The organism is Lentibacter sp. XHP0401 (assembly GCF_025751535.1).
In the GTDB taxonomy this organism is placed as follows: domain Bacteria; phylum Pseudomonadota; class Alphaproteobacteria; order Rhodobacterales; family Rhodobacteraceae; genus Lentibacter.
The window spans coordinates 128,202-151,626 of the sequence record NZ_JAOWLC010000010.1 but is presented as its reverse complement, the minus strand read 5'-3'; the positions used below and the strand labels follow the sequence as shown (position 1 = coordinate 151,626).

Here is a 23,425-nt window from a genome sequence, read left to right as displayed (position 1 = left end):
AAGGATTGGTTATGGCTTGGGCAGGCAAATGGAGTTTGGGGGCTTTGCTGGCAGTCGCGCTTGGAAGCGCTGCGGCGGCGGAGCGTGTGACCGTGTTTGCGGCGGCGAGCCTCAAGACGGCGCTGGATGACTTGAAACCCGAGATTTTGGCGGCAACGGACCACGAACTGCGACTGGTTTTTGCGGGGTCTTCGACGCTTGCGCGCCAGATTGAGCAGGGTGCGCCTGCTGATATTTTTATCTCGGCCAATGTTGGTTGGATGGACCATTTACAAGAGCGCGGAAAGATTGATGCGGCGAGCCGGTTGGATCTTTTGGCCAATAGCTTGGTGTTTATTGGTCGCGAAGCCGAGCCGGATCTGAATTTTGAAGATGCTGCCAGCTTTGGAGAGGGCCGTATTGCCATGGGGCTGACGCAAGCTGTGCCTGCTGGGATATACGGGCGCGAAGCGCTGACGTCACTTGGCCTTTGGGAGGCGCTCAAGGCGCAGGTTGTGGAAACAGACAACGTGCGCGCGGCGCTTGCGCTGGTGGCCATGGGCGAGGCGCGCTACGGAGTTGTGTATGGCAGCGATGCTGTTGCCGAGCCCAAGGTGCAGGTTTTGCTGGGTTTCCCGTCAGAGTCACACAGTCCGATTGTTTACCCCGCCGCGCTTGTTGGCGGCTCTGAAGCCGCAGCAGAGGTTTTGACGTTTTTACAGAGTGATACGGCATGGTCTGTGTTGGGTGCGCAAGGGTTTATCAAACTGGAGGCTGCGGCAGAGTGAGTTGGCTTGGCCCAGAAGAATGGCAGGCGGTTGCCCTTTCTCTCAAAGTGGCGTTTTGGGCGACAGCGCTGAGCGTTCCGCCCGCGATCGGGGTGGCCTATGCGCTGGCGCGGGGGCGGTTCTGGGGGCATGGGCTGCTTAACGGGGTGGTGCATTTGCCTCTGGTCCTGCCGCCTGTTGTTACGGGGTATTTGCTGCTGATGTTTTTGGGCTCGCAGGGCCTCGGCGGGCAGGTGCTTGAGGCTGTGGGGCTGCCGCTCGCGTTCCGCTGGACAGGGGCTGTTCTGGCGGCTGCTATCATGGCGTTGCCACTGACCGTGCGGGCGATCAGGCTGTCTATAGAGGCGGTGGATATGCGGTTTGAATCAGCGGCGGCGACGCTCGGTGCTTCGCGCTTGAGGGTATTTTTTACCGTGACTTTGCCCATGGCAATGCCCGGTGTTTTGGCTGGCGCGGTGCTTGGTTTTGCCAAGGCGATGGGCGAATTCGGCGCGACAATCACCTTTGTTTCAAACATCCCCGGCGAGACGCAGACGCTGCCTTCGGCGGTCTATAGTTTCTTGCAGGTGCCGGGGGGTGAAAGCTCGGCGGGCAAGCTTGTGATTATTGCCATCGTCGTGGCGATGGGCGCGCTGTTGCTGTCGGAGTGGCTGGCGCGGCGCATGGCGCGTAGGGTGGCGGGCGCATGAGGCTGTCGGTTGATATTGTGAAGGCGATGAGTGGTCTGGAGTTGCGGGCGCAGTTTGAAGCGCCTGATGGTATCACTGTGCTGTTTGGACCGTCAGGCTCGGGTAAAACCACGCTGATCAATGCGGTTGCAGGACTTGTGACGCCCGACACCGGGCGCATAGCTTTGGGTGAGCAGGCGCTGTTTGATCAAGCCAGGGGCGTGAACCAGCCTGTGCACAAGCGCGGGGTTGGCTATGTGTTTCAGGATGCGCGGTTGTTCCCGCATTTGAGCGTGGAGGCCAATCTCAACTACGGGCGCAAGCTTGCCGCCAATCCGCCAAGCGAGGCTGAATTCGAGCGCATTGTTAAGTTGCTTGGTATTGGTGGGCTTCTGGCGCGTAGGCCTGCGAAGCTGTCGGGCGGGGAGGCCCAACGTGTGGCGCTTGGGCGCGCGCTTTTGAGCGGGCCACAGGTGCTTCTGGCCGATGAGCCGCTGGCGGCACTGGATGGTGCACGCAAGGCCGAGCTTCTGCCCTATTTTGAGCGGCTGCGCGATGAAGGCAACATGCCGATCCTGTATGTCACTCACTCGGTGAGTGAGCTTGGGCGGCTGGCCAACCATGTGGTAACGCTGGAGACTGGCGTGGCCTCGGGCTTGCGTGCACCTTCAGAAGTTCTGGCAGACCCGCATCTTGTGCCCGGTGGTGTGCGCGGTGTCGGAGCCATGATCAGCGCGGTGGTTGTGACCCATCATGCCGACGGGCTGACCGAGCTTAACGCAGGGGGTGTTTCGCTGTTTTTGCCCAAGGTCGCGCATGATATCGGCGCGCGATTGCGGGTGCGGATCGCGGCGAGTGATGTGATTTTGGCGCGTCAGAAACCCGAGGGGCTTTCGGCGCTCAACATTTTGCAAGCCAAGGTTACAGGGATGCGTGAGGGTGACGGGCCGGGCGCTATCGTGGCGCTTGAGACAGGGGCAGGGCAGATACAGGCGCGTATCACGCGACGCTCGGCCAAGGCGCTTGGCCTTGGCCTTGGTGTGGATGCCTATGCGATTGTCAAAACAGTTTCGATTGCGCAGGAAGATGTCGGCGGGTGAGTTTTAGCCGATGGGCTTGTTGTAGCGGATAAACGGTGTGAGCTGCCCCACACGGTCATAGAGCTTGCGGGCGGTTTCATTGAAATCCTGCGTGAGCCAGTAGACGCCACTTGCGCCTGCTTTTGTGGCCTCGTCATGCACCGCCTCGATGAGCGCGCGGCCAGCGCCTGTGCCTCTGATTTCAGGATCAACATAGAGATCTTGCAAGTAGCTGGTATTTTCAACAGACCACATGTGACGGTGGTAAAGATAGTGGGTAAAGCCGATGGCCTGCCCGTCTTTGAGCGCGATGAGGCCTTTGAATTCGTTATCCTCCCCCGAGAGAAGCCGCGCGAAAGAGCAGTCGTAGAGCTCCTTGGGGCGCGATGTCTCGTAAAAGGTCAGGTAGGCCGTGAACATGCGGTCCCAATCGGGGCGGTCTTGAGCAGTGATCTTGCGGATTGTAAGCTCGGGCATGGAAGGTTTCCGATCTATAGTCCAAGTGCGGTTTGCATCCGCGACAGGGTTTCTTTGGTTTGTGGTGAGGCCGTATTGGCTTTGAGGCAGGCAGAGGCCAGATCATCGGCAGCGGCCATCAGCATATGCGGGCTGCGCGCGACAAAGGCGGCTGTGAGTGCTTCGGTTGCCGAGGTGCTTGGCTCCCGGGCTTGCACTGGCAGCTCAAAGGCTGCGCGGGTGGTCTCTGCGGCGCGCTCAAGAGTTGCGCGGATGGCAGGGTCGCAGACCAGCTCTAGCGGGGTGCCCGGCTCGTGGGCCAGAAACAGGCGGCGCAGGAGTGGAGCGCCGTAAAAGTCCAGCAGCGCATCAAGTGAGGGCAAGCCGTTGTCATAAGGCACGCGGGGGGAAGGCTCTTCGCCTGTGGCGGGACGCACAGGATCAATAAGACACACCGAGAGGCGGGCTTTGCCGGCGCTCATCAGATCAACACCCGCCACGAGGCCCGGAGCATAGCTTGAGTGATCCTTGCGGAACACATCAATCAGAAGATCATACCCGCGTGCGAGTTTGTCGGAGTGGTAGGCCAGATCGCCTGCGTAGTAGGTATAGCTGCCGTTTGCATCAGTGAGGGGGCGGGGGCGGAGATCGCCGCGCGAGGCGGTGTCGAGCATCAGCCGCCCTGTGGGTTTTTCGGGGGCGCCACTGACAAGTGTGCCCAAGCTGTCCATGAGCGCGTCTTTTTGAGCGAAGTCGCTCAAGAGCTTCGCCAGCTTACCGCGCGTTTCCAAGCTGCTTTCGTGAGTGAAGGTATCAAAGTGCACATCAAGAGCTGCGAGTCCTACGCGTATACTGGCCATGGCGGCATTGACGGCGGCGCGGCGCACGGGAGTGAGCCAGTCGGCTTCGGACGCGGCAAAGAGGTGCTCGGGCAGCCCTTTGCGCACGGTGGCCGCGAGGGCGGTGATTTCGTCGGGTTCGAACTCGGCAGGGGCGAGGCAGCGGGCGTAGACGCCGCGCGCCAAGGCATCGGCCTGCGGGCCGGTATCGTTGACGTAGTATTCGCGGGTGACCTCGTGGCCGAGCGCAGCTGCCATGCGGGCGAGCACATCGCCTATGATGGCTGCGTAGGCATCCTCTCCACGCAGCGGGCGGCTCGGGTAGGCCGAGACAAACTCGACGTTGATGCGCTGGGGCTTTGAGGTGCTCATGCGAATTTGATAACAGCAAAGCCGAGCCTATGGGAAGCCTTGTGCGCGAGATTTGGGCCTTTTCCTTGGCGCGTAAGCTCGGTATGCAAAGCCCGACTTTATAACCCTCTGCCAAGAAGGCCTACACCCCTATGACAAGCTCTGTGCAAAAGACCCTGATCGAGACGCTGCAACAGATGGTGAACGCCGCATTTGAACGCGCGGGGTATGATAGAAAGTTTGCAGGTGTGCGGGTGTCGGACCGCCCTGATCTTGCGGATTTTCAGTGCAACGGGTTGATGGGCGTGGCCAAAAGCCGGAAAATGAACCCGATGGATGCGGGCGCCTCCGTTATGGAAGCGCTTGATCTGGAAGGGCTTTTCGAGGCTGACTTTGTGAAGCCCGGCTTTCTGAACTTCAAAGCGACGGATGAGGCTCTGCGGGCGCTGGTGGCCGCCTCTGCGGCAGACCCGAGGGCTCTTGCGGCCACAGATGAGCCGGCGAAATACATGGTGGATTATGGCGGACCGAACCTCGCCAAGGAGATGCACGTGGGGCATTTGCGCTCGGCGATTGTGGGCCACGGGCTGATCAACCTCCTGGAATTTTCCGGCCATGATGTTGTGAGCGATGTGCATCTGGGCGATTGGGGATTGCAGCTTGGGCAGCTTATCACCCAAATCGAAGAGGTGCGGCCGGACCTCTTTGAAGATGACGTAAAAGCGCCGATTACCATGCTTGATTTGCAGGAGTGGTATCCTGCGGCTTCGGCCAAATCAAAGGCGGATGAAGCCTTCCGCGAGAAGGCCCGTGTGGCGACCTCGGCGCTTCAGGCGGGAGATGCGCGCTACATGCGTTTGTGGCAGCGGATTGTCGATGTGAGCATCAATAGCTTGCGGCGTGATTATAACCGTCTGGGGTGTGAGTTTACCTATTTTTATGGCGAGAGCCGCTATCAGGAAATGCTTGGACCGCTTGTCAAAAGTCTCGAAGACAGTGGCGCGGCGGAACTGTCGGAAGGTGCGATTGTTGTTCATTTACAAGAAGATAAGAAGCTTCCTCCGCTGATGCTGCGCAATTCCAACGGCGGCTATGGTTACGGCGCGACTGACCTTGCGACCATTGTGGACCGCCTTGAGCATGATAAACCCGATTACATCCTTTATGTGGTTGATGCGCGCCAGAAAATGCACTTTCAGCAGGTTTTCCTTGGCATGGAAAAGACCGGCCTCTTGGGCAACACGAAGCTCGAGCACACTGCTTTTGGCACAGTCAACGGCACGGATGGCAAGCCCTTTAAAACCCGTGAAGGCGGAGTGATGCGGCTGCATGATCTCATGGAAGAAATGCACGCGGCGGCGCGCGCGCGGCTGGAAGAGATGGGCAAGCTTGACGGCGCTGAACTTGAGAAAACCGCCGAGCAAATTGCCATTGCAGCGATCAAGTTCGGTGAGCTGTCGCATGACCGTGAAAGCAACTATATATTTGATATGGATCAGTTTTTGCAGTTTGAAGGCAAGACGGGCCCATATATCCAATACACCTGCGTGCGGATCGCCTCCCTGATGGAAAACGCCCGTGTGGCGGGGCTTGAGCCTGCGGCATTTGACGAGGTGAGCGACGGTGCACGCGCGCTGGTACTGACACTTGACGAGTTCCCCGCGAAACTCGCCCGCTCTGTGGAAACCCGCAAGCCGAGCAACATGGCGATGCATGTTTATAACCTTGCCAATGCGACAAACTCTTTTTACCAGTCCAACCGTGTTTTGGCGGATGGTGTGGATGCAAAAGTGGCCGCGTCGCATCTTGGGTTGCTGGTGGCGGCGAAGGGGCAGCTTGAACTCGGCCTCAGACTACTGGGGATCGAAGTGCCTGCGAAGATGTGAGGCGGGCCAGTTTATTTGGCAAGTCTTCTGACGGGTTAATGATTGGACGGCCCCTCTGATTCCAGGGGGGTGATATGCGTGCACAGCCCGTGCACCATGCGTGCACCGCCAAAATGGGCGCTTTTGCACGGTCGCGTTTGTGAACGCGCTGAACGCTGCGATTAGGTATTGTTAAGGATTGCGCTGCGGCTGCGCCGCATCGCGGTGGCGAGAGGGCGCTGCCCTCTCGCGCTCTCCCGGGATATTTTCAGCAAGAAAAAAGCAGGGGTTTTGACGCTGTGCCGCGCGTTCAGCCTTCTTGCTCGGCGAGGAAACGCTCGGCTTCCAGAGCGGCCATGCAGCCCATGCCAGCGGAGGTGACGGCCTGACGATACTTGTGATCGGTCAGATCGCCCGCGGCGAAGACACCGGGGATCGACGTTTCGGTGCTGTCGGGTTTGGTGACGACATAACCGCCCATGTGGGTTTCGAGCGTGTCCTTGACCAGCTCGCTCGCAGGGGCGTGGCCGATGGCGATGAACACGCCTTTGCAGGGGATGTCGGTGATCTCGCCTGTTTTGGTGTGTTTGACTTTCACGCCCTCGACGCCGAGCGGGCTGTCTGTGCCGTAGACCTCTTCGATCTCGTGGAACCAGAGCGGTTCGATCTTGGGGTTCTTCATCAGGCGGTCTTCGAGGATTTTCTCGGAGCGCAGTTCATCACGGCGGTGAACCAGCGTGACCTTGCTCGCGAAGTTGGTGAGGAAGAGGGCTTCCTCGACTGCGGTGTTGCCGCCGCCGACAACGACGATTTCCTGATTGCGGTAAAAGAAGCCGTCGCAGGTGGCGCAAGCCGAGACGCCGAAACCTTTGAACTTTTCTTCCGTGGGCAGGCCCAGCCATTTGGCGCGTGCGCCCGTAGCGAGGATGACTGCGTCGCAGGTGTAGAGCGTGCCGCTGTCGCCCTGGGCTTTGAAGGGGCGCTCGGAGAGGTCGAGGTTGGTGATGATATCGCCGATGATTTCTGTTCCCATCGCCTTGGCGTGGGCTTCCATGCGGACCATCAGATCGGGGCCCTGGACTTCGGTGTCGCCGGGCCAGTTTTCAACTTCGGTTGTGGTGGTGAGCTGGCCGCCCGGCTCGATGCCTTGCACAAGGAGGGGCTCCAGCATGGCGCGTGAGGCGTAGATGCCAGCGGTGTAGCCAGCGGGGCCCGAGCCGATGATGAGAACTTTTGTGTGACGTGTATCAGCCATGTGTTTGGCCCCCGAAGTTGTTTGAATGCAGCGTTTGATGCGGGGTATACCTGCCTCTCTTAAGTATGAAAAGAGTGGTTTCTTCTGGTGGAAAAGAACAGGACAAGCGGAGTGGGTTTTGTTTTCTTGCGCAGGGTTGAAATATTGTTGCGCCCAAATGGCGCGCTGCTATAACAATCGGCAAATCAAAAGGATAAAACGATGTCGCATACGCGTCTGGACGAGATTGACCGTAAAATTCTGGCCGAGCTGCAAGCAGACGGCCGGATGACCAATGTCGAGCTGGCAAAGCGTGTGGGTATTTCGGCACCACCCTGCTTGCGCCGTGTGCGTACGCTGGAGGAGGCGGGGTTTATCCGTGGCTATCATGCGGAAGTCAATCCGCGCGAGCTTGGCTTTGAAGTGCAGGTCTTTGCGATGGTCGGTTTGGTGAGCCAGGCCGAGGCGGATCTCTCGGCTTTCGAGGCGCGTTGCCGCGCGTGGCCGTTGGTGCGCGAGTGCCATATGCTCAATGGCGAGGTTGATTTTGTTTTGAAATGCGTGGCGCCTGATTTGTCGACGTTCCAGAGCTTTCTGACGGAAGATCTGACGGCAGCGGACAATGTGGCAAGTGTGAAAACCTCGCTGGTGATACGCGGTGCAAAGGATGAGCCCGGAGTGCCCTTTGAGGTGTTGGAAGCGCGGCTTGCGCGCAAGGCCTGAGAGGCTGTTTCTAAAAGGAGTGCCTTTAGGCACACAGGTTTCTTTTACGTAGGGGCGCTTGCGCCCCCTCTGCTTGGGCATTCACCCCCGGAGGATATTTCAGGCGAGAAAAAAGGATTTGTTAACATAGCCAGCCTATACTCGAGCGACGGAACAGGCGGGGACGCCGATGACCGTGCAAGGAAAAAGACATTTGCTCTTTTTGAAGGGGTGGCTTGAGGCCCCCCTTTTTTCTTGCCTGAAATATCCTAGGGGGTCCGGGGGACTAGTCCCCCGGCGGGTCGGATTTTCGCGAAGCGAAAATTCGAAGCGGAATTAGACGAATGGGTTTTCGGGGTAGAGCACGCTTTCCAGATAGAGCCCTTGCGGCGGGCAGACGGGCCCGCAGGCGGCGCGGGCGCGGGCGGCGAGAGCCTTTGTCACATCTTCGGGCGTCCATGAGCCCGCGCCGACGCGCTCCAGTGTGCCGACGATGGAGCGGACCTGATTGTGCAAAAACGAGCGCGCCCGCAACTGAAACCGGTACTCCATTCCTGCGGCGACCTCATGTTCCGTGATCGTGATTTCATCCAGCGTTTTTACGGGGCTTTCGGCCTGACAAATCGTGGAGCGGAAGGTGGTAAAGTCGTGCTTGCCTATAAGTTGCGCCGCCCCTTGGCGCATGGCGTTAATGTCGAGTTTGTTTTTCACCTGCCAGACGAGGCCCTTGTCGTGCACTGCGGGGGCGCGGCGGGAGAGCAGGCGGAAGAGGTAGCGCCGCTCGAGCGCTCCAAAGCGTGCGTGCCAGTCGTCGGCCACTTGTGCGCAGCCGGTGATGGCTATGGGAGCAGGGCTCAGGTGGTAGTTGAGCGCTTCGGAGAGGCGGAAGGGCGTCCAGTCTTGGTCCATATCCGCATGGGCGACTTGTCCCAGAGCGTGCACGCCGGCATCGGTGCGTCCTGCGGCGGCGATCTGGTGGGTGCGCGGCTCGAGTTTGGCCAAGGCGGCTTCGATCGTGCCTTGCACGGTGGTTTCTTCTTTTTGGCGTTGCCAGCCTGAATAGGGCGCGCCGTTGTATTCGATTTTGAGGGCATATCTGGGCATGGCTCCGCTTTAGCCTCTGGGGGCAAAGGCGGCAAGCGGGGAAGTTGGCTGCAAAGCTCCCCTCTGGCATGCGCGCGCTTGAAAGACTATCTTGGAGGCAAAGAAGCGCTTGAGGGGGCAGAGGCAGTGATCAGCGAATTGGCCGATAGCATTACGCGGCGGGTGGAAAACCTGACAGGCACGGTTTCTGAGGCGTTTATGGAGCCTGTGGTGCGTGTAGGTGTCACCGGGCTTGCGCGCTCTGGCAAGACGGTGTTCATCACTTCGCTTGTGGCCAATCTGCTCGACCGTGGCCGCATGGGCGGGCTTGCCGCACAGGCGCAGGGGCGGATCGAGGCGGCCTATTTGCAGCCCCAGCCGGATGACACTGTCGCGCGGTTTGCCTTTGAGGAGCATTTGGGCGCTTTGACGGGCCCAAGCCCGCATTGGCCAAGTTCGACCCGTGCCGTGAGCGAGTTGCGCCTGTCGCTTAGGGTGAAGCCGACGGGTTTGCTTGGCGGGCTGAGTGGGCCGAGGGTCATTCATATTGATATTGTGGATTACCCCGGCGAGTGGTTGCTTGATTTGGGCTTGATGGAAAAGTCCTACTCGGAGTGGTCTGCCGAGGTGTTTGCGCGGCTTGAGACGCGCGCGGAGGCGGCGGGTTTTCTGGCGCTGGCGGGGCGTGTCGACGGAGCGGAGAAGCTTGAAGAGCCGCAGGCGCAGGCTTTGGCGGCGGCGTTTACTGCCTATCTCAATGCAGCGCGTGATGCGGGGTTTTATGATTGCACGCCGGGGCGGTTTTTGCTGCCCGGGGCTTTGGAGGGGTCGCCTGTGTTGACCTTTGCACCTTTGCTGGCGGGCGCGGGCGCGGGGCGCAAGAGCCTCTGGCGCGAGATGGAGCGGCGCTTTGAAGCGTATAAATCCAAGGTCGTGACACCGTTTTTCCGCGAGCATTTTGCCAAGATCGACAGGCAGGTTGTGCTGATTGATGCGTTGGGGGCCATTCACAAGGGGCCGCAGGCTGTTGAGGATATGCGCCGAGCGATGAGTGATATTCTGAGTGCGTTCAAGCCCGGGCAGAATGCATTTCTCAAACGGCTGTTCCTCGGGCGGCGGGTGGAGAAGATCCTGTTTGCCGCCACCAAGGCGGACCATTTGCACCATGACCAGCACGCAGCCCTGACAGGGATTGTCGAGGCGATGGTGCGCAAGGCGGCAGACCGTGCAAGTTTTGCCGGAGCCGAAGTGCGGGCGATGTCTGTTGCTTCCTTGCGCGCGACGGTTGAGGACGAGATGCGCCATGAGGGCGAGATGCTGAAGCTTGTGCGCGGCAAGCTTCTCAGCAGCGGCAAGCAGGCGGCGTTTTATGCGGGCGATTTGCCTTCCGATCCGAGCAAGCTTTTGCAGCCTGCGCGCGAGGGGGCGGAGCAGTGGCTTGATCAGGATTACCAGATCATGAGTTTTGCGCCCGCTGTGTTAGAGTTGGCGCGTGGGGATGGACCACCGCACATCAGGCTGGACCGTGCAGCCGAATTTCTCATCGGAGATCGCTTGTGAGCGTGGCGCAGGCGCATATCTGGCATTTGCCACGATTGCTGCAGATTTTGTGGGCGGCGACACGGGCCTGCGGGCCTGTTGCGGGGCGGCGGGACGAGGATGCGCGCGCATTGGGCAAGCTCGTTTTGCAGGGCAAGGTCACAGTCTGGCGCGCGCGTGGACGGGTGAGGGCTTTTCTGGCGCGCGATGGTGTGCGCCTTCATGCACTTTACACCTGTCCGAAGTGGCGCGGGCGGGGTGCGGGGCGCGCGCTTGTGAAAGCGGCACAGAAGCAGACCGAGCGGCTGGAGCTTTACGCTGCCGAGGCCAACGAAGGCGCGCGCGGCTTTTATGCCGCGCAGGGCTTTCGCGAGGTGCGGCGCGGGCATGGCCAAGGCAACGACGAGGGTATGCCGGATATTTTTATGACGTGGGAAAGGCTTGAGCGATGAGCAAGGATGCAAACCGTAAGGGGCCGGTTCTGATCGAGTTGGACGAGGTTCAAACGGCCAAGCCCGCCGAGGCGCCGCCCGTGCCCGAGACACAGACCATTGCCCCGACAGGTGCGGCGATGGGCACGGCGATGCGGCTGGCGGCAAGGCGGCCTTCACGGTTGGCGAAGTGGTTCTGGTCGTTGCTCGGGGCGCTTCTGGCAGCGGTTGTCTCGGTTGCGGCGTGGGATTTTGCGCTTGGGTTGATCGCGCGCTCGCCTCTGCTTGGCTACGGCGTTGTGGCTCTGATTGCAGGGCTGCTTTTGGTGTTGTTCGTTGTTGCGGTGCGCGAGCTTGCGGCGTTCGGGCGTCTCAAGCGGCTGGATAGCATTCGGCAGGCGGCGGAGGCGGCATTGGCGACGGGGTCGCTGGACAAGGCGCGGGGGGCGATGGGCCAGTTGACGCGGCTATACAGCGGGCGCGCAGAAATGGAATGGGCTTTGGGACGCTATGCCGAGCGCGCGGGTGAGCCGCTCGATGCGGATGTGCTTCTCGCACTTGGAGAGCGGGAGCTTTTGCAGCCGCTTGATGCACTGGCTTTGAAAGAAGTTGAGGCGGCGGCGCGGCAGGTGGCGACAGTGACAGCTCTTGTGCCGATTGCTTTGGCTGATGTGGCGGCGGCGCTGACCTCGAATTTGCGAATGATCCGGCGAATTGCTGAAGTGTATGGCGGCCGTTCGGGGGCTTTGGGCAACTGGCGCTTGCTTAAGGCGGTGATGACTCATCTGGTGGCTACGGGGGCTGTGGCTATGGGAGATGATATGATCGGCTCGCTTGCGGGCGGCAGTGTTATGGCGAAGCTTTCGCGCCGCTTTGGCGAGGGGGTGATCAACGGGGCGTTGACCGCGCGCGTAGGTGTGGCAGCGATGGAAGTGTGCCGGCCCTTGCCGTTTGCGGCGGTGGCGCGGCCTTCGGTTTCGGCCACGGTGGGCCGTGCTTTGAAGGGCCTGTTTGGCGGCGGTAAATCCGGGAGCTGAGGCTGTTGCTTCGCGCTTGTTTTGAGGGGGACGCGCGTTTAGGTTAAGCGCAGATTTTTTAAAGGATTTACGCCATGGAAGGCCTTCTTATTTTGCTGGCTATTGTGTTTGCCGGGCTTGTTTTGCTTGGGGTGCCTGTGGCGCTTGTGCGGCAGGGGAGTTTGCAGCGCCAGATCAGGGATTTGCAAAAAGATCTGGGGAAGATGGCACAGGAAATGCGCGATATGAAGCGGCGCGGTGTGTCTGCTGCGGAAGATACGGTTGCGAAACGGGCTACACCGCAAGAGCCTGCATCCGTGACGGCGGATAAGCCCGAGGAGGTTGTGAAGACGGTTTGGCCCGGGAAGACTGCGCGCCCTGTTGAGCCTGAGCGCCCTGCGGCTGTGGCGGCAAGCACGGCAGACAAAGCGGCACGCACGGCCGTTCCGGCTGTGGCGCGCAAAGCGCCGACGCCCCCACCCGAACAGCCGCGCGCGTTTGTCTTTAGTGAAGGCAAGATGGAGCAGCTTGTCGAGTGGCTCAAGGTGAACTGGGTGTTGGCGATTGCCGCCGCATCGCTCGCGTTTGCGGGGCTGTTCATGGTGCAATACGGTATCGAGCATGGTGTGCTGAGCCCGTTCTGGCGGGTGATGGCGGCGCTGGGTTTTGGCGGCGCGTTGGTGGCGGCGGGCGAATATGTGCGCCGTCGCTATGGCGACGAGGACGACCCTGTGATGCGGCACATGCCCTCGGTTCTGTCTGGTGCCGGCGTTGCCACGCTGTTTGCGGGCGTGCTGGCGGCCAGGGTGATGTATGGGCTGATTGGCAGTAACACGGCGCTTGTGGGGCTTGTTCTGGTCTCGCTGTTTGCCATGGTTCTGGGCTGGTTTTACGGGCCTGTGCTGGCCGCGATCGGCATTATCGGTGCGATGGCTGCGCCTTTTGTCCTGAGCACGGGGGCGGGGGCGCCGCCGGAGCTATACTATTATTTCGTGCTCGTGATCCTTATGGCGCTGGGCATTGATACAGTGAAGCGCTGGGCGTGGATTTCTGTGCTTGGGCTTGTGCTTGGCATTGCCGCGATCTGGCTGCTTTATGCGGCGGATACGGGTGATTTTGCCTTTGCGGCCTCGATCATGATTGTGACGCTGGGGGCGATGACGATCCCTGTGCGCAGCCTTGTGCCGAACCATGCCGGCGCGGCTTTGAGCGAGATGCTGGGTGTGGGAGAGCGTAAGTTTGCCGAGTTTCCGACGCGGCTGGCGGGCGGGGTTGTGGCCGTGGCGACTTTGGCCGCGCTCTCGCTGTTGTTGAGTGGCACTACGGCGGCGGAGGTCTGGCTTGGCTTTGGCATGTTGTTAATGCTTTTTGCGGCTGTCGCACTCTGGGCCGAGGGCGCGCGGGCGCTTTATGATCTGGTTGTTTTCCCTGCGGGCGGGCTTCTGGCCGGGCTTTTGCTGCACGGATTGCAAGGTGGCGTGCTTGTGCAGGAGCTTCTGCGCGGCGTGAGCAGCGACCCCGAAGTGAACGCGCCAAACACGGGCTGGCTTGTTTATACCCTTGTGGCGCTTGGCGCGTTTATCTCGCTGGTGGGGTTCTGGCGGATGACGCGGGCTTTGCGCGTTGAGGGCGCAAAAGGCGATGCGCCTCTGACATGGGCCTTGGGTGCGGCGGTGTTTGCGCCTGCGGTTTTCCTTATTCTGGAATTTGTCTGGCCTGTGAGCTACGTGATTGGCAGCTACCCATGGGCGCTTGTTGCGGTGGCGCTGGCGGCGTTTATGACGCTGTTGGCCGAGCGCTGCGCGCGGGCGGGCAACGGTGACAGCTTGATGAAAGCACGCACGGGGCTGTTTGCCTTGGCAGCGCTCACGCTGATTGCCATGGCGCTGTTCCTGATCCTTACCAAAACCGCACTTTCGCTGGCTTTGGCGGCGATGGTGGTGCTGATTATTCTGGCAGACCGCAAGTTTGAATTGCCGATGCTGGGCTGGTTTGTGCAGATCGGTGTGGCTGTGATTACCTATCGGCTTGTCGCGGACCCCGGTATTTACTGGGCCGTGAACGTGGCCAGCGCCTTTGATGCTTTTGTGGCCTATGCTGGCGTAATTGCTTTGCTTGCGGCAGCGTGGTGGTTTGCGGGCAATGAGGCGGTGCGGATGCCTGCCAAAGTGGCTGTGGAATCGGCCATATGGCTGATTGCGCTCGTGGGTATAGGTGTTGCGCTCTTTCGTGTGTTTGAGGACGATTTGTTCAGCCATTGGGGCCTTGGCCTGTGGGCTGTCATTTGGGGCGGTGCGTTTCTGGCGCAGCTCTATAGGCTGGACGCGACACGCTATGCGCTACAGCGCGGGGTGCGCTATGTGCTGATGCTGATTTTCGGTGGCTTTGCAGGGCTTTGTCTCGCGGCACAGTTTGTGGCGGCGAACCCGCTCTTTGGCGGGCTGTTTGGCCGTGAACTTGTGCGCGGGCCATATATTTTTGACAGTCTCATGGTGGCCTACCTGCCTGTGGCGGCTATGTTTGCCTTTGCGGCATGGAAATTTGCCAAGCGGGTGGTCGTGATGCAGGCGGGCTATGCGCTGGCCGGGATATATTCTGCGATCTATGTGATTTATGAAACGCGGCGACTGTTCCGTGGTGACAGGCTTTCTGTCCGCGGGTTCACCGACGGGGAGCTTTATGCCTATACGCTCTTGATGCTGGTCACGTCGATTGTGCTTTTGTTGCTGGCCTATAAGCGCCGCTCGGTGAACCTGCGCAAGTTGGCGATGGCGGGCGTTGCCCTGACGATTGCCAAGGTGTTCCTTGTCGATATGTCGGGGCTGTCGGGGCTGACACGGGTGTTCTCGTTTATGGGGCTGGGGCTGGCGCTGTTGGGGTTGACGTGGCTCAATCGTGTGTTGGCGGCGGGCTGGAACGACGGCGGGAAAGATGGAGGCGGCGGGAGTGTTCCGCCAACGCCGCCTGTTGCGCCGAAGCCTGAGCCTGAGCCTGAAGCTGTGCCAGAGCCGGAATCCGAAGCAGAGCCCACGCCAGAACCGGAACCTGTGCCCGAAAAGCCGGAACCGGAGCAAACGGAGGCCAAACCGAAGCGGAAAGCCAAGCCTGTGCGGCCGAAGAAGGACTAGGATGTGCGCAAAGGCCACGCCAAATCGCCGTGGTGCGAGAGGGACTTGCCTGTAGCGCAGCTTGCAGGCGGAACCGACAAAGGACACTGTCGGCCCGCCCTCACTGGAATAGAGCGGGTCAGGTGAAGATGGGAACCGTGCCTTTTGGTTTGTCGCGGTCTTCAATGCCGAGGCGCAACCCGCGGCCTATGCGATGTGCGAGAGCCGAGAAAGAGGTGGCGGGTGTTGGCGCGAGTGTTTCGGTTAGCACTTCGTCAAACAGGCCGAGCCATATGTCGAAGTGATGGGCACGCATTTGGGCGACGCCCATGTGGGTCATCATCGGGTTCCCTGAATAACCGTCTTCATGGAGGATCGCCTTTTTCCAGAATCTGCCGATTTTGGCTTCGTGTTCGGGCCATTCGGAGACGTGGGCAGCAAAAATCGGCCCCAGAACCTCATGAGCACGGATGCGGGCGTAAAAGCGGCGCATGACCGTGTCGATATCATCGGAGGTGATTTGGAAGCGGGGGGCGAGGGTGGACATCGGGCGGCCTTTGTTTGTTTGTGCATATGCTCTGCTCAAAACGGACGGGCTGCGAGGGGGCAGATTGTCGCTGTGAACCGTGGCTCTGGACGGGGCCGAAAGAGCGGCCTATAACGCCAATTATGACATGGTTTCACCTGATCATTCACCGAATTATTTGCCCGACGCTCTGAAGAGGAGCTGTCGGGAAAAGGCGCTTGGGGAGCCCACGCCGCAGAGCCATACCAACTTTCAAATCTGATCCGAAGGACGCCGACCATGTGCGCCGATACGCCTGAATATAAAGACACTCTCAATCTACCAGAAACCGACTTCCCGATGCGTGCGGGATTGCCCAACCGCGAGCCTGCATGGCTTGAACGCTGGGCCGAGATCGGCGTGTATGACCGCCTGCGCGAAAAGGGCGAGGGGCGTGAGCCGTTTATTCTGCATGATGGCCCGCCCTATGCGAACGGGAATCTGCACATCGGCCATGCGCTCAACAAGACCATCAAGGACATGATCGTGCGCTCCCATCAGATGATGGGCCATGATGCGCGCTATGTGCCGGGCTGGGACTGTCACGGCCTGCCGATCGAATGGAAGATCGAGGAGCAATACCGCAAGAAGGGCAAGAACAAGGACGATGTGAACATCGTAGATTTCCGCCAGGAGTGCCGCAAGTTTGCCGAGGGCTGGGTGGATATCCAGCGTGAGGAGTTCAAGCGCCTCGGGGTGACGGGCAACTGGGCCGACCCTTACTTGACCATGGCTTACCATGCCGAGCGGGTGATTGCGGAAGAGTTCATGAAGTTTTTGATGAACGGCACGCTGTATCAGGGTTCAAAGCCTGTGATGTGGAGCCCCATGGAGCAGACCGCTTTGGCGGAAGCGGAGGTGGAGTATCACGACAAGGAGAGCTTTACTGTTTGGGTGAAGTTCGAGGTTGTAGGCGGCGAGCTGGATGGCGCAAAAGTCGTTATCTGGACGACCACGCCTTGGACCCTGCCGTCAAACAAGGCTGTGGTCTATGGCGCGGGAATTTCCTACGGGCTTTATGAAGTGACTGCGACGCCTGAGGAATGCTGGGCCAATGTGGGCGACAAGTATTTGCTGGCAGATAACCTCGCGGCAGATGTCTTTGCCAAGGCGCGGCTGGACGACGGTATGTGGAGTCGTGTGCGTGATGTGTCTGCGGACGAGCTTGCGGGCCTAAGCCTCAAGCACCCGCTGAACGGTGCAGAAGGTTCCAACGGCGAGTGGGACGACTTGCGCGATTTCCGCGCGGCCGAGTTTGTGACGGACACGGAAGGCACGGGCTTTGTGCACTGTGCGCCGAGCCACGGGATGGAAGAGTTCGAGCTTTACCGCGACTTGGGGATGCTGGAGCAGGTTCTCACTTATAACGTGATGGACGATGGCGGCTTCCGCAAAGACCTGCCGTTCTTTGGCGGAAAATATATCCTGAGCCGTAAGGGCGGTGAGGGCGATGCGAACAAGGCGATCATCGACAAGCTTGTCGAAGTCGGCGGGCTGCTTGCACGCGGCAAGATCAAACACAGCTATCCGCACAGCTGGCGCTCCAAAGCACCGATCATCTACCGCAACACGCCGCAGTGGTTTGCCAGTGTAGATCGCGCAGTGGGCGACGGACAGGACGAGATGGGAAAGAGCATCCGCGAGCGGGCGCTGAACTCTATCGACAAGCTGGTGAAGTGGACACCGCAGACGGGGCGCAACCGTTTGTATTCCATGATCGAAGCACGGCCTGACTGGGTGCTTTCACGCCAGCGTGCCTGGGGTGTTCCGCTGACGTGCTTTACGCGCGTGGGCAAGCTGCCGACAGACGAGGGCTTCTTGCTGCGTGACCCTGAGGTGAACGCGCGGATTGCCGAGGCGTTTGAGGCCGAAGGCGCGGACTGCTGGTATGTTGACGGCGCGAAAGAGCGCTTCCTTGGGGAAGGCTATAAGGCCGACGAATGGGAGCAGGTTTTTGACGTGCTTGACGTGTGGTTTGATAGCGGTTCGACCCATGCTTTCGTGCTGCGCGACCGTGCAGATGGTGCGCCTGACGGGATTGCCGATGTGTATATGGAAGGGACCGACCAGCACCGCGGCTGGTTCCACTCTTCACTTTTGCAGGCTTGTGGCACGCTTGGGCGCGCGCCTTACCGCAACGTGGTAACGCACGGGTTTACGCTGGATGAGAAGGGCATGAAGATGTCCAAATCTATCGGCAACACCATCGTGCCTGAAGAGATCATCAAACAATATGGCGCAGATATTCTGCGGCTTTGGGTGGCGCAGACCGATTACACTGCTGACCAGCGGATCGGACCGGAGATTCTGAAAGGGGTGGCTGACAGCTACCGCCGTTTGCGCAACACGATGCGCTACATGCTCGGAGCGCTGTCACACTTCAAGGAAGAAGAGCGGGTTGCGGCGGCGGATATGCCGGAGCTTGAGCGCTATATTTTGCACAGGCTGGCAGAGCTCGACCATCAGGTGAAGAAAGGCTATCGGGCCTTTGATTTCCAAGGGGTTTTCACGGCTGTCTTCAACTTTTGCACCGTGGAGCTTTCGGCATTTTACTTTGATATCCGAAAGGATGCTCTCTACTGCGACGGTGACACGCTGCGCGCGAAATCGGCGCGCACGGTGATGGATCTGCTCTTCGAGCGGCTCACGACATGGCTTGCGCCCGTGCTTGTCTTCACGATGGAAGATGTGTGGCTCTCGCGCTATCCCGACGACAAAGGCTCTGTGCATTTGCAGGATATGCCCGACACGCCCGCCGACTGGATTGACGAACCGCTCGCGGCCAAGTGGGCACATGTGCGCCGTGCGCGGCGTGTTGTGAACGCGGCTTTGGAAGTGCAGCGCGCGGACAAGGTAATCGGGGCGAGCCTTGAAGCGGCACCGATTGTCTATGTGCGTGATCCCGAGATGCTTGAGGCGCTCAAGTCGGTTCCGTTCAAGGACATCTGCATCACGTCCGGGCTTTCGCTTACAGACAACCCTATTTCTGACGAGGCGTTCCGTATGCCTGAAGTTGAAGGCATTGGCGTTGAGTTTGAAAAGGCCGACGGGACAAAATGTGAGCGTTGCTGGAAGATCCTGCCCGATGTGGGCACACACAAGCACCCCGGCACCTGTGCGCGCTGTAGCAAGGCGCTTGGCTAGTGCCGCGGGCGCGTGAGCTCGGAGTTGATATCGGGCGGTATGCGCCTGCGCGCCTGAATGCGATTACCGATGTGGGCGGTGTAACTGTCGGCCACATCACCCTGATCGAAGGCGCACGCACCCGCACGGGGGCAACGGCGATTATCCCTCATCAAGGCAATGTGTTTGCCCAGAAAACCCGCGCGGCTCTGGCTGTGCTTAATGGTTATGGCAAGTTTGTCGGACAAAGCCAGATCGACGAGTTGGGCGAGATTGAAACGCCGATTGTGCTGACCAACACATTGGCCACGGGCCGCGCTGTTGAGGCTTTGCGCCACTACACTTTGGCGCAGGACGCAAATGCGCTTGTCACTTCGATCAATGCTGTGGTGGGCGAGACGAATGACAGCCGACTGAACGACATTCGTGCCGTGCGGCCCACAGTTGAGGAGATCGGGCAGGCACTGGCGCAGGCCAGTGGCGGCGCTGTGCAGGAGGGCGCTGTAGGGGCGGGCACCGGCACTGTGGCGTTCGGGCTGAAAGGCGGGGTCGGGACGGCATCGCGACAAGTTCAGGAGCATGTGCTGGGTGTGTTGGTGCAGGCCAATTACGGCGGCAGCTTGCGTATCAACGGACAAGTGCATGGTGATACGTCGCAGGCCGATGTGGACGGCTCTATCATGATTGTCGTCGCGACCGATGCGCCTATATGTGCGCGCAACCTCAAACGGCTGGCGACACGGTGTTTTGCGGGGTTGGCGCGCACGGGTGCGGCGCTGTCAAACGGCTCGGGCGACTATGCTTTGGCCTTTTCGACATCTGCCGAGGCGAACATGAGCAACAGCGCGTGTGACCCGCTTTTTGAAGCCGCCATAGAGGCGACGGAAGAGGCCATTTTGAACGCGTTGCTGATGGCGGGCGATATGGAAGGCTATGACGCCAGCCACGACAGGCCAAACGGTGTCAAAGGATTGCGCTTGTGAGTCTGGCGGTCTTTCTGGCCGTTCTTGGTGCGGCGCTTTTACATGCAACCTGGAATGCGCTTATCAAGACGGGCGCGTCGAAAATTGCCTCGATGTTTATCCTCACATTTGTGCAGGGCGTGGCCGGTTTTTTTATTGCGATGAGCCAGCCGTGGCCTGATGCGCAAGTCTGGCTTTGGCTGGCGGCTTCGGGTGTGTTTCATGCCGGGTATAAGCTGTTTCTGGCGTTTGCCTACGAGCAGGGCGATTTGAGCCGCGTTTACCCTATTGCGCGTGGCGCTGCGCCAATGATTGTGACGGTCATTTCCGCGTTGCTGCTGATTGATGTGATCAAGCCGATAGAATATGGCGCGATTGCCTTGCTTGGCCTTGGCATTGCGCTCATGGCGCGGGGGGCTTTCACCAATGGCGAGAGCAGAAGGCTTGTGCCGCTGGCGCTTGGCTCGGCTTGTATGACGGCGGGGTATTCGCTTGTTGACGGGCTTGGCGCGCGTGTGGCGGGTAATGCTGTGATGTATGTCGGCTGGCTGTTTACGCTGGATGCGCTGATTTTCACGCCGCTCATTCTGGCGTTGCGCGGGCGGGCGGCTTTGCGGGCAAGCGGGAAAGACTGGGGCGTTGGTGCACTGGCGGCGGGAGCCTCCTATGGGGCTTATGCGATCGCTGTCTGGGCGATGACGGTTGCGCCGATTGCTTTGGTGACGGCGCTGCGCGAGACCTCGATTTTATTTGCGGTGCTGATCGGCTGGCTGGTCTTTGGCGACAGGATGGACCGTGGCAAGGCTGCTGCCGCCTGTTTGATTGTGGGCGGCGTTGTGCTGACGCGGCTATGAAACGCACGGTGGACACCCCCACGGGCGCAGTGACGCTGACCGAGGAGAACAGCGCGATTGTGGCTGTGGAATGGGGCGGCCGGTTTGGCGACACGAGTGATGTGTTGTGTGACGCCGAGCGCCAGATCGAGGCGTATTTCGCGGGGGAGCTGAGGGAGTTTGGCTTGCCGCTGAAGGTGCGCGGCTCGCAGTTTCAGCAGGATGTTTGCGCGGTTATGGCCGCGATCCCGTTTGGAGATACGTTGACTTATGGCGATATTGCGAAGCGGCTCGGCGCGCCTGCTCAGGCTGTGGGGCAGGCTTGTGGCGGCAACCCTATTCCGCTGATTATCCCGTGCCATCGGGTGCTTGGCGCAAGTGGGCTTGGCGGGTTTTCAGGCGGTGTCGGGGTTGAGACCAAGGTCTGGCTTCTCAAGCATGAAGGCGCTGCGGGGCTTTTGATCTAGCCATCAGCCCCATACATCGCCTGCTGCGCGGCCCCTGCGATGAGCAGGTAGATCGAGGTGATCATGAGGCCCCAGAAGACGACGGGGATCGGATCGAAGCCTTCCCAGGCGGCGAATCCAGCGAAGACTGTCCATGCCAGCGCCATGGGGAGCGAAAGGATGCGCCAGCGGTCGGTGCGGACGGGGTGAATGAACTTTACGGGCACGAACATGGCCACTGTCAGCACCGCGACGAGGGCGAGGCAGACCTGCCATGGCGGCGAAAGGGCGAAGAGCACGAGAACGACCATATTCCAGCAGCCGGGGAAGCCGGAGAAGGAATTGTCGGCGGTTTTCATGCGGGTGTCGGCGAAATACATCGCCGAGCCGAAGGTGATCACGATGATGGCGACCCAGCCGGACCAGCCGTCCATCAGCCCCGAGGCATAGAGCGCGTAGGCGGGGATGAAGACGTATGTGAGATAGTCGATAATGAGGTCGAGCAGGACACCATCAAACTGCGGGGCGTTATGCTTGACGTGATAGTGGCGCGCGAGCGGGCCATCGACGCCATCAACCGCGAAGGCGACGATGAGCCAGACAAACATCATCGGCCAGTCGCGTTCGATCGCTTCGAGCATGGCGAGCATGGCAAAGACGGCGCCTGTGGCTGTGAAGAGGTGAACGGCGAGGGCTTTGGCTTGGGCTGTCATTTACTATTGCTCGCGGACTTGGGGTGGGATTTTTCGTATATATCAAGCAGGTGACGGGCATCAACCGCTGTGTAGGCTTGCGTTGTGGAAAGCGAGGCGTGGCCCAGTAGCTCCTGAATGGCACGCAGATCGCCGCCTGCCGCCAAGAGGTGTGTGGCGAAGCTGTGGCGCATAGCGTGAGGCGTGGCCGAGGCGGGCAGACCAAGCTGCATCCGCGCGGCTTGCATGACTTTCTGGATGAGGCGGGGGCTGAGTGCGCCGCCGCGAGCGCCGCGAAAGAGCGGGCCTGTGTCTGCGGTGAAAGGACAGAGCGCAAGATATTGCGCGACAGCGGCGCGGGCGGCATCGATCACGGGGACAACGCGCTCTTTGCCACCTTTGCCTGTGATGCGGATGACTTGCGGCAGCGGGGTGTCTTGCATGGTGAGGCTGAGCGCCTCGGAGATGCGCAGCCCGCAGCCATAGAGCAGCGTGACCACGGCGACATCGCGTGCGCCGATCCATGGCTCGGTTGATTGCAACTCAAGTGCGCCGATAAGATCGCGGGTGGCCTCGACGGGCAGGGGGCGGGGCAGTCTGGCCTGAAATTTGGGCGCGCGAGAGTTGAGAACCGCGGTGGCTTCAAAGCCTTCACGCTCGCCCAGCCAGCGAAAGAAGCTTTTGACCGAGGAGAGCTTGCGCGCGATGGAGCGCGAGGTGAGGTCTTCACGGCGCAGGGACGCCATCCATGCGCGCATGTCGGTGATGGTGAGGGATTTGAGTGCAGTAAGGCCCGTCTCGCCGCCTGTGTGCTGCGCGATGAAGCCAAGGAAGCTGTGCACATCATGCGCGTAGGCTGTGAGTGTGTTGTCAGACGCTCCTTTGAGAGCGCGGCGCGTCTCAAGCCATGTCTGCACCGCGTCGCGAAGGGCGGGCGAGACAGACGCGGCTTCGGCGCTCATGACAACCAGCGGCGCATTGCTCTTTCAAAGACGCCTGCGAAGAAAGAGAGCAGGTCGGTGCCTTGCTGCGGCGTAAATTGGTGCGGATCTTCGCCGCCCATGAGCAACATTCCCGGCAAGCGGCCAGCGCCGAAATCAAGCTTGAGGCAAGCTTCGGAGCGAATCCATGCAGCAGATTCGCCGTAGACGGGCGGGCCTTCTTCAAGCTGGCGGAGCGTCACCTGACGCTGCTCGCCGCCATTGCGGCCTGTGCGCAGATAATCTTCGATATAGCCCGGCTCGACCACGGTGAGCACATCACCAAGGCGTTGCACGGCGGGGTCTTTATCGTTCTGGACCGATTCAAGCACGAGTTTCACGGAATCAACGCGCAGAATTTCGGCGACCGGGCCGCCCAGATCTTTCAAGAACACCTCGAATTCGACAGGGTCAAGCATGCGCAGAATGGCACGGTGCACCTGATTTGTGCCCGCGAGGTTCTCGTAAGCTGCGGCAATTACGCTACGGTGCGTGTCTTCCAGACGGTCAAGGCGCGCTTCGAGGCGTTCCATGGCGATGCCGCGCAGATCGACGATATTGCCACCCATCGTGCGCTCGTTTGCGGCGATGAGCGCGCGCATAACATCCTGATCATCAAGGATAACATCAGGTTCTGTAATGATTTTTTCGCGCAGGATATCATCCATGCGGGCCTTGCTGCTCATG

Annotated in this window: 21 protein-coding genes; 13 read left to right on the top strand and 8 right to left on the bottom strand. The window is 60.1% G+C overall.

Features of this window, described 5'->3' with window-relative positions; all coding sequences use genetic code 11:
• Positions 1 to 11 precede the first annotated feature (11 nt).
• From modA to modC, 3 genes are read left to right on the top strand one after another with little or no spacing between them, the layout of a single operon-like run.
• Complete coding sequence (gene modA, locus OE750_RS13805; RefSeq protein ID WP_263764848.1) at positions 12 to 767, top strand: molybdate ABC transporter substrate-binding protein; 756 nt, start codon at positions 12 to 14, stop codon at positions 765 to 767.
• Complete coding sequence (modB, locus tag OE750_RS13800; protein ID WP_263764847.1) at positions 764 to 1,456, top strand: molybdate ABC transporter permease subunit; 693 nt, start codon at positions 764 to 766, stop codon at positions 1,454 to 1,456. Before modA ends, modB begins: the two co-directional genes overlap by 4 nt.
• Positions 1,453 to 2,535, top strand: coding sequence for a molybdenum ABC transporter ATP-binding protein (modC, locus tag OE750_RS13795; protein WP_263764846.1), 1,083 nt, complete (start codon positions 1,453 to 1,455; stop codon positions 2,533 to 2,535). The genes modB and modC overlap by 4 nt, the downstream gene beginning before the upstream one ends.
• Before the next feature lie 3 nt (positions 2,536 to 2,538).
• Here modC and OE750_RS13790 read toward each other — a convergent pair whose 3' ends face one another.
• Positions 2,539 to 2,991 carry a GNAT family N-acetyltransferase gene (locus OE750_RS13790; protein ID WP_263764845.1) on the bottom strand — a complete coding sequence of 151 codons (453 nt, stop codon included), beginning with the start codon at positions 2,989 to 2,991 and terminating at the stop codon, positions 2,539 to 2,541.
• A gap of 14 nt (positions 2,992 to 3,005) precedes the next feature.
• Positions 3,006 to 4,181 (bottom strand): hypothetical protein, encoded by a 1,176-nt coding sequence (locus tag OE750_RS13785; RefSeq protein ID WP_263764844.1) that lies wholly within the window; start codon positions 4,179 to 4,181, stop codon positions 3,006 to 3,008.
• Positions 4,182 to 4,312: 131 nt separating this feature from the next.
• Between OE750_RS13785 and argS the strand changes: the two genes are divergently transcribed.
• A complete protein-coding gene (gene argS, locus OE750_RS13780) occupies positions 4,313 to 6,046 on the top strand; it encodes an arginine--tRNA ligase (RefSeq protein WP_263764843.1) in 1,734 nt (577 codons plus the stop codon).
• Between the two features lie 289 nt (positions 6,047 to 6,335).
• On the opposite strand, the gene trxB is transcribed toward argS, so the two are convergent.
• The gene (trxB, locus tag OE750_RS13775; RefSeq protein ID WP_263764842.1) at positions 6,336 to 7,280 is read right to left on the bottom strand and encodes a thioredoxin-disulfide reductase; all 945 of its coding nucleotides are present in this window, start codon (positions 7,278 to 7,280) and stop codon (positions 6,336 to 6,338) included.
• Positions 7,281 to 7,481: 201 nt separating this feature from the next.
• On the opposite strand from trxB, the gene OE750_RS13770 reads away from it, so the two are divergent.
• A complete protein-coding gene (locus OE750_RS13770) occupies positions 7,482 to 7,982 on the top strand; it encodes an Lrp/AsnC family transcriptional regulator (RefSeq protein WP_263764841.1) in 501 nt (166 codons plus the stop codon).
• Between the two features lie 315 nt (positions 7,983 to 8,297).
• Here the strand turns inward: OE750_RS13770 and truA are convergent, their stop codons facing one another.
• Entirely contained in the window at positions 8,298 to 9,065 is a 768-nt protein-coding gene (gene truA / locus OE750_RS13765) for a tRNA pseudouridine(38-40) synthase TruA (RefSeq protein WP_263764840.1), read from the bottom strand.
• Positions 9,066 to 9,143: 78 nt separating this feature from the next.
• Between truA and OE750_RS13760 the strand changes: the two genes are divergently transcribed.
• From OE750_RS13760 to OE750_RS13745, 4 genes are all read left to right on the top strand, one after another.
• Positions 9,144 to 10,604, top strand: a complete 1,461-nt coding sequence (locus OE750_RS13760) for a YcjX family protein (RefSeq protein ID WP_263764839.1) — start codon at positions 9,144 to 9,146, stop codon at positions 10,602 to 10,604.
• A complete protein-coding gene (locus OE750_RS13755; protein ID WP_263764838.1) occupies positions 10,601 to 11,035 on the top strand; it encodes a GNAT family N-acetyltransferase in 435 nt (144 codons plus the stop codon). Before OE750_RS13760 ends, OE750_RS13755 begins: the two co-directional genes overlap by 4 nt.
• Positions 11,032 to 12,051, top strand: coding sequence for a YcjF family protein (locus OE750_RS13750; RefSeq protein ID WP_263764837.1), 1,020 nt, complete (start codon positions 11,032 to 11,034; stop codon positions 12,049 to 12,051). The genes OE750_RS13755 and OE750_RS13750 overlap by 4 nt, the downstream gene beginning before the upstream one ends.
• A gap of 74 nt (positions 12,052 to 12,125) precedes the next feature.
• A complete protein-coding gene (locus OE750_RS13745) occupies positions 12,126 to 15,158 on the top strand; it encodes a DUF2339 domain-containing protein (RefSeq protein WP_263764835.1) in 3,033 nt (1,010 codons plus the stop codon).
• Between the two features lie 118 nt (positions 15,159 to 15,276).
• On the opposite strand, the gene OE750_RS13740 is transcribed toward OE750_RS13745, so the two are convergent.
• Positions 15,277 to 15,684, bottom strand: coding sequence for a group III truncated hemoglobin (locus OE750_RS13740; RefSeq protein ID WP_263764834.1), 408 nt, complete (start codon positions 15,682 to 15,684; stop codon positions 15,277 to 15,279).
• A 258-nt stretch (positions 15,685 to 15,942) separates the two neighbouring features.
• On the opposite strand from OE750_RS13740, the gene ileS reads away from it, so the two are divergent.
• From ileS to OE750_RS13720, 4 genes are read left to right on the top strand one after another with little or no spacing between them, the layout of a single operon-like run.
• Positions 15,943 to 18,846 (top strand): isoleucine--tRNA ligase, encoded by a 2,904-nt coding sequence (gene ileS, locus OE750_RS13735; protein WP_263764833.1) that lies wholly within the window; start codon positions 15,943 to 15,945, stop codon positions 18,844 to 18,846.
• Positions 18,846 to 19,808, top strand: coding sequence for a P1 family peptidase (locus OE750_RS13730; protein ID WP_263764831.1), 963 nt, complete (start codon positions 18,846 to 18,848; stop codon positions 19,806 to 19,808). The genes ileS and OE750_RS13730 overlap by 1 nt, the downstream gene beginning before the upstream one ends.
• Entirely contained in the window at positions 19,805 to 20,641 is an 837-nt protein-coding gene (locus OE750_RS13725) for a DMT family transporter (RefSeq protein WP_263764830.1), read from the top strand. Before OE750_RS13730 ends, OE750_RS13725 begins: the two co-directional genes overlap by 4 nt.
• On the top strand, positions 20,638 to 21,087 hold the full coding sequence (locus OE750_RS13720) for a methylated-DNA--[protein]-cysteine S-methyltransferase (RefSeq protein WP_263764829.1): 450 nt from the start codon (positions 20,638 to 20,640) through the stop codon (positions 21,085 to 21,087). Before OE750_RS13725 ends, OE750_RS13720 begins: the two co-directional genes overlap by 4 nt.
• Here the strand turns inward: OE750_RS13720 and OE750_RS13715 are convergent.
• The 3 genes from OE750_RS13715 to OE750_RS13705 are packed head-to-tail and all read right to left on the bottom strand — an operon-like array spanning position 21,084 to position 23,424.
• Positions 21,084 to 21,779: a CDP-alcohol phosphatidyltransferase family protein gene (locus OE750_RS13715; protein ID WP_263764828.1), complete on the bottom strand. Its 696-nt coding sequence runs from the start codon at positions 21,777 to 21,779 to the stop codon at positions 21,084 to 21,086. The genes OE750_RS13720 and OE750_RS13715 overlap by 4 nt on opposite strands.
• Entirely contained in the window at positions 21,776 to 22,720 is a 945-nt protein-coding gene (locus OE750_RS13710; RefSeq protein ID WP_263764827.1) for a tyrosine recombinase XerC, read from the bottom strand. Before OE750_RS13710 ends, OE750_RS13715 begins: the two co-directional genes overlap by 4 nt.
• The gene (locus OE750_RS13705; RefSeq protein WP_263764826.1) at positions 22,717 to 23,424 is read right to left on the bottom strand and encodes a DUF484 family protein; all 708 of its coding nucleotides are present in this window, start codon (positions 23,422 to 23,424) and stop codon (positions 22,717 to 22,719) included. Before OE750_RS13705 ends, OE750_RS13710 begins: the two co-directional genes overlap by 4 nt.
• Position 23,425 lies beyond the last annotated feature (1 nt).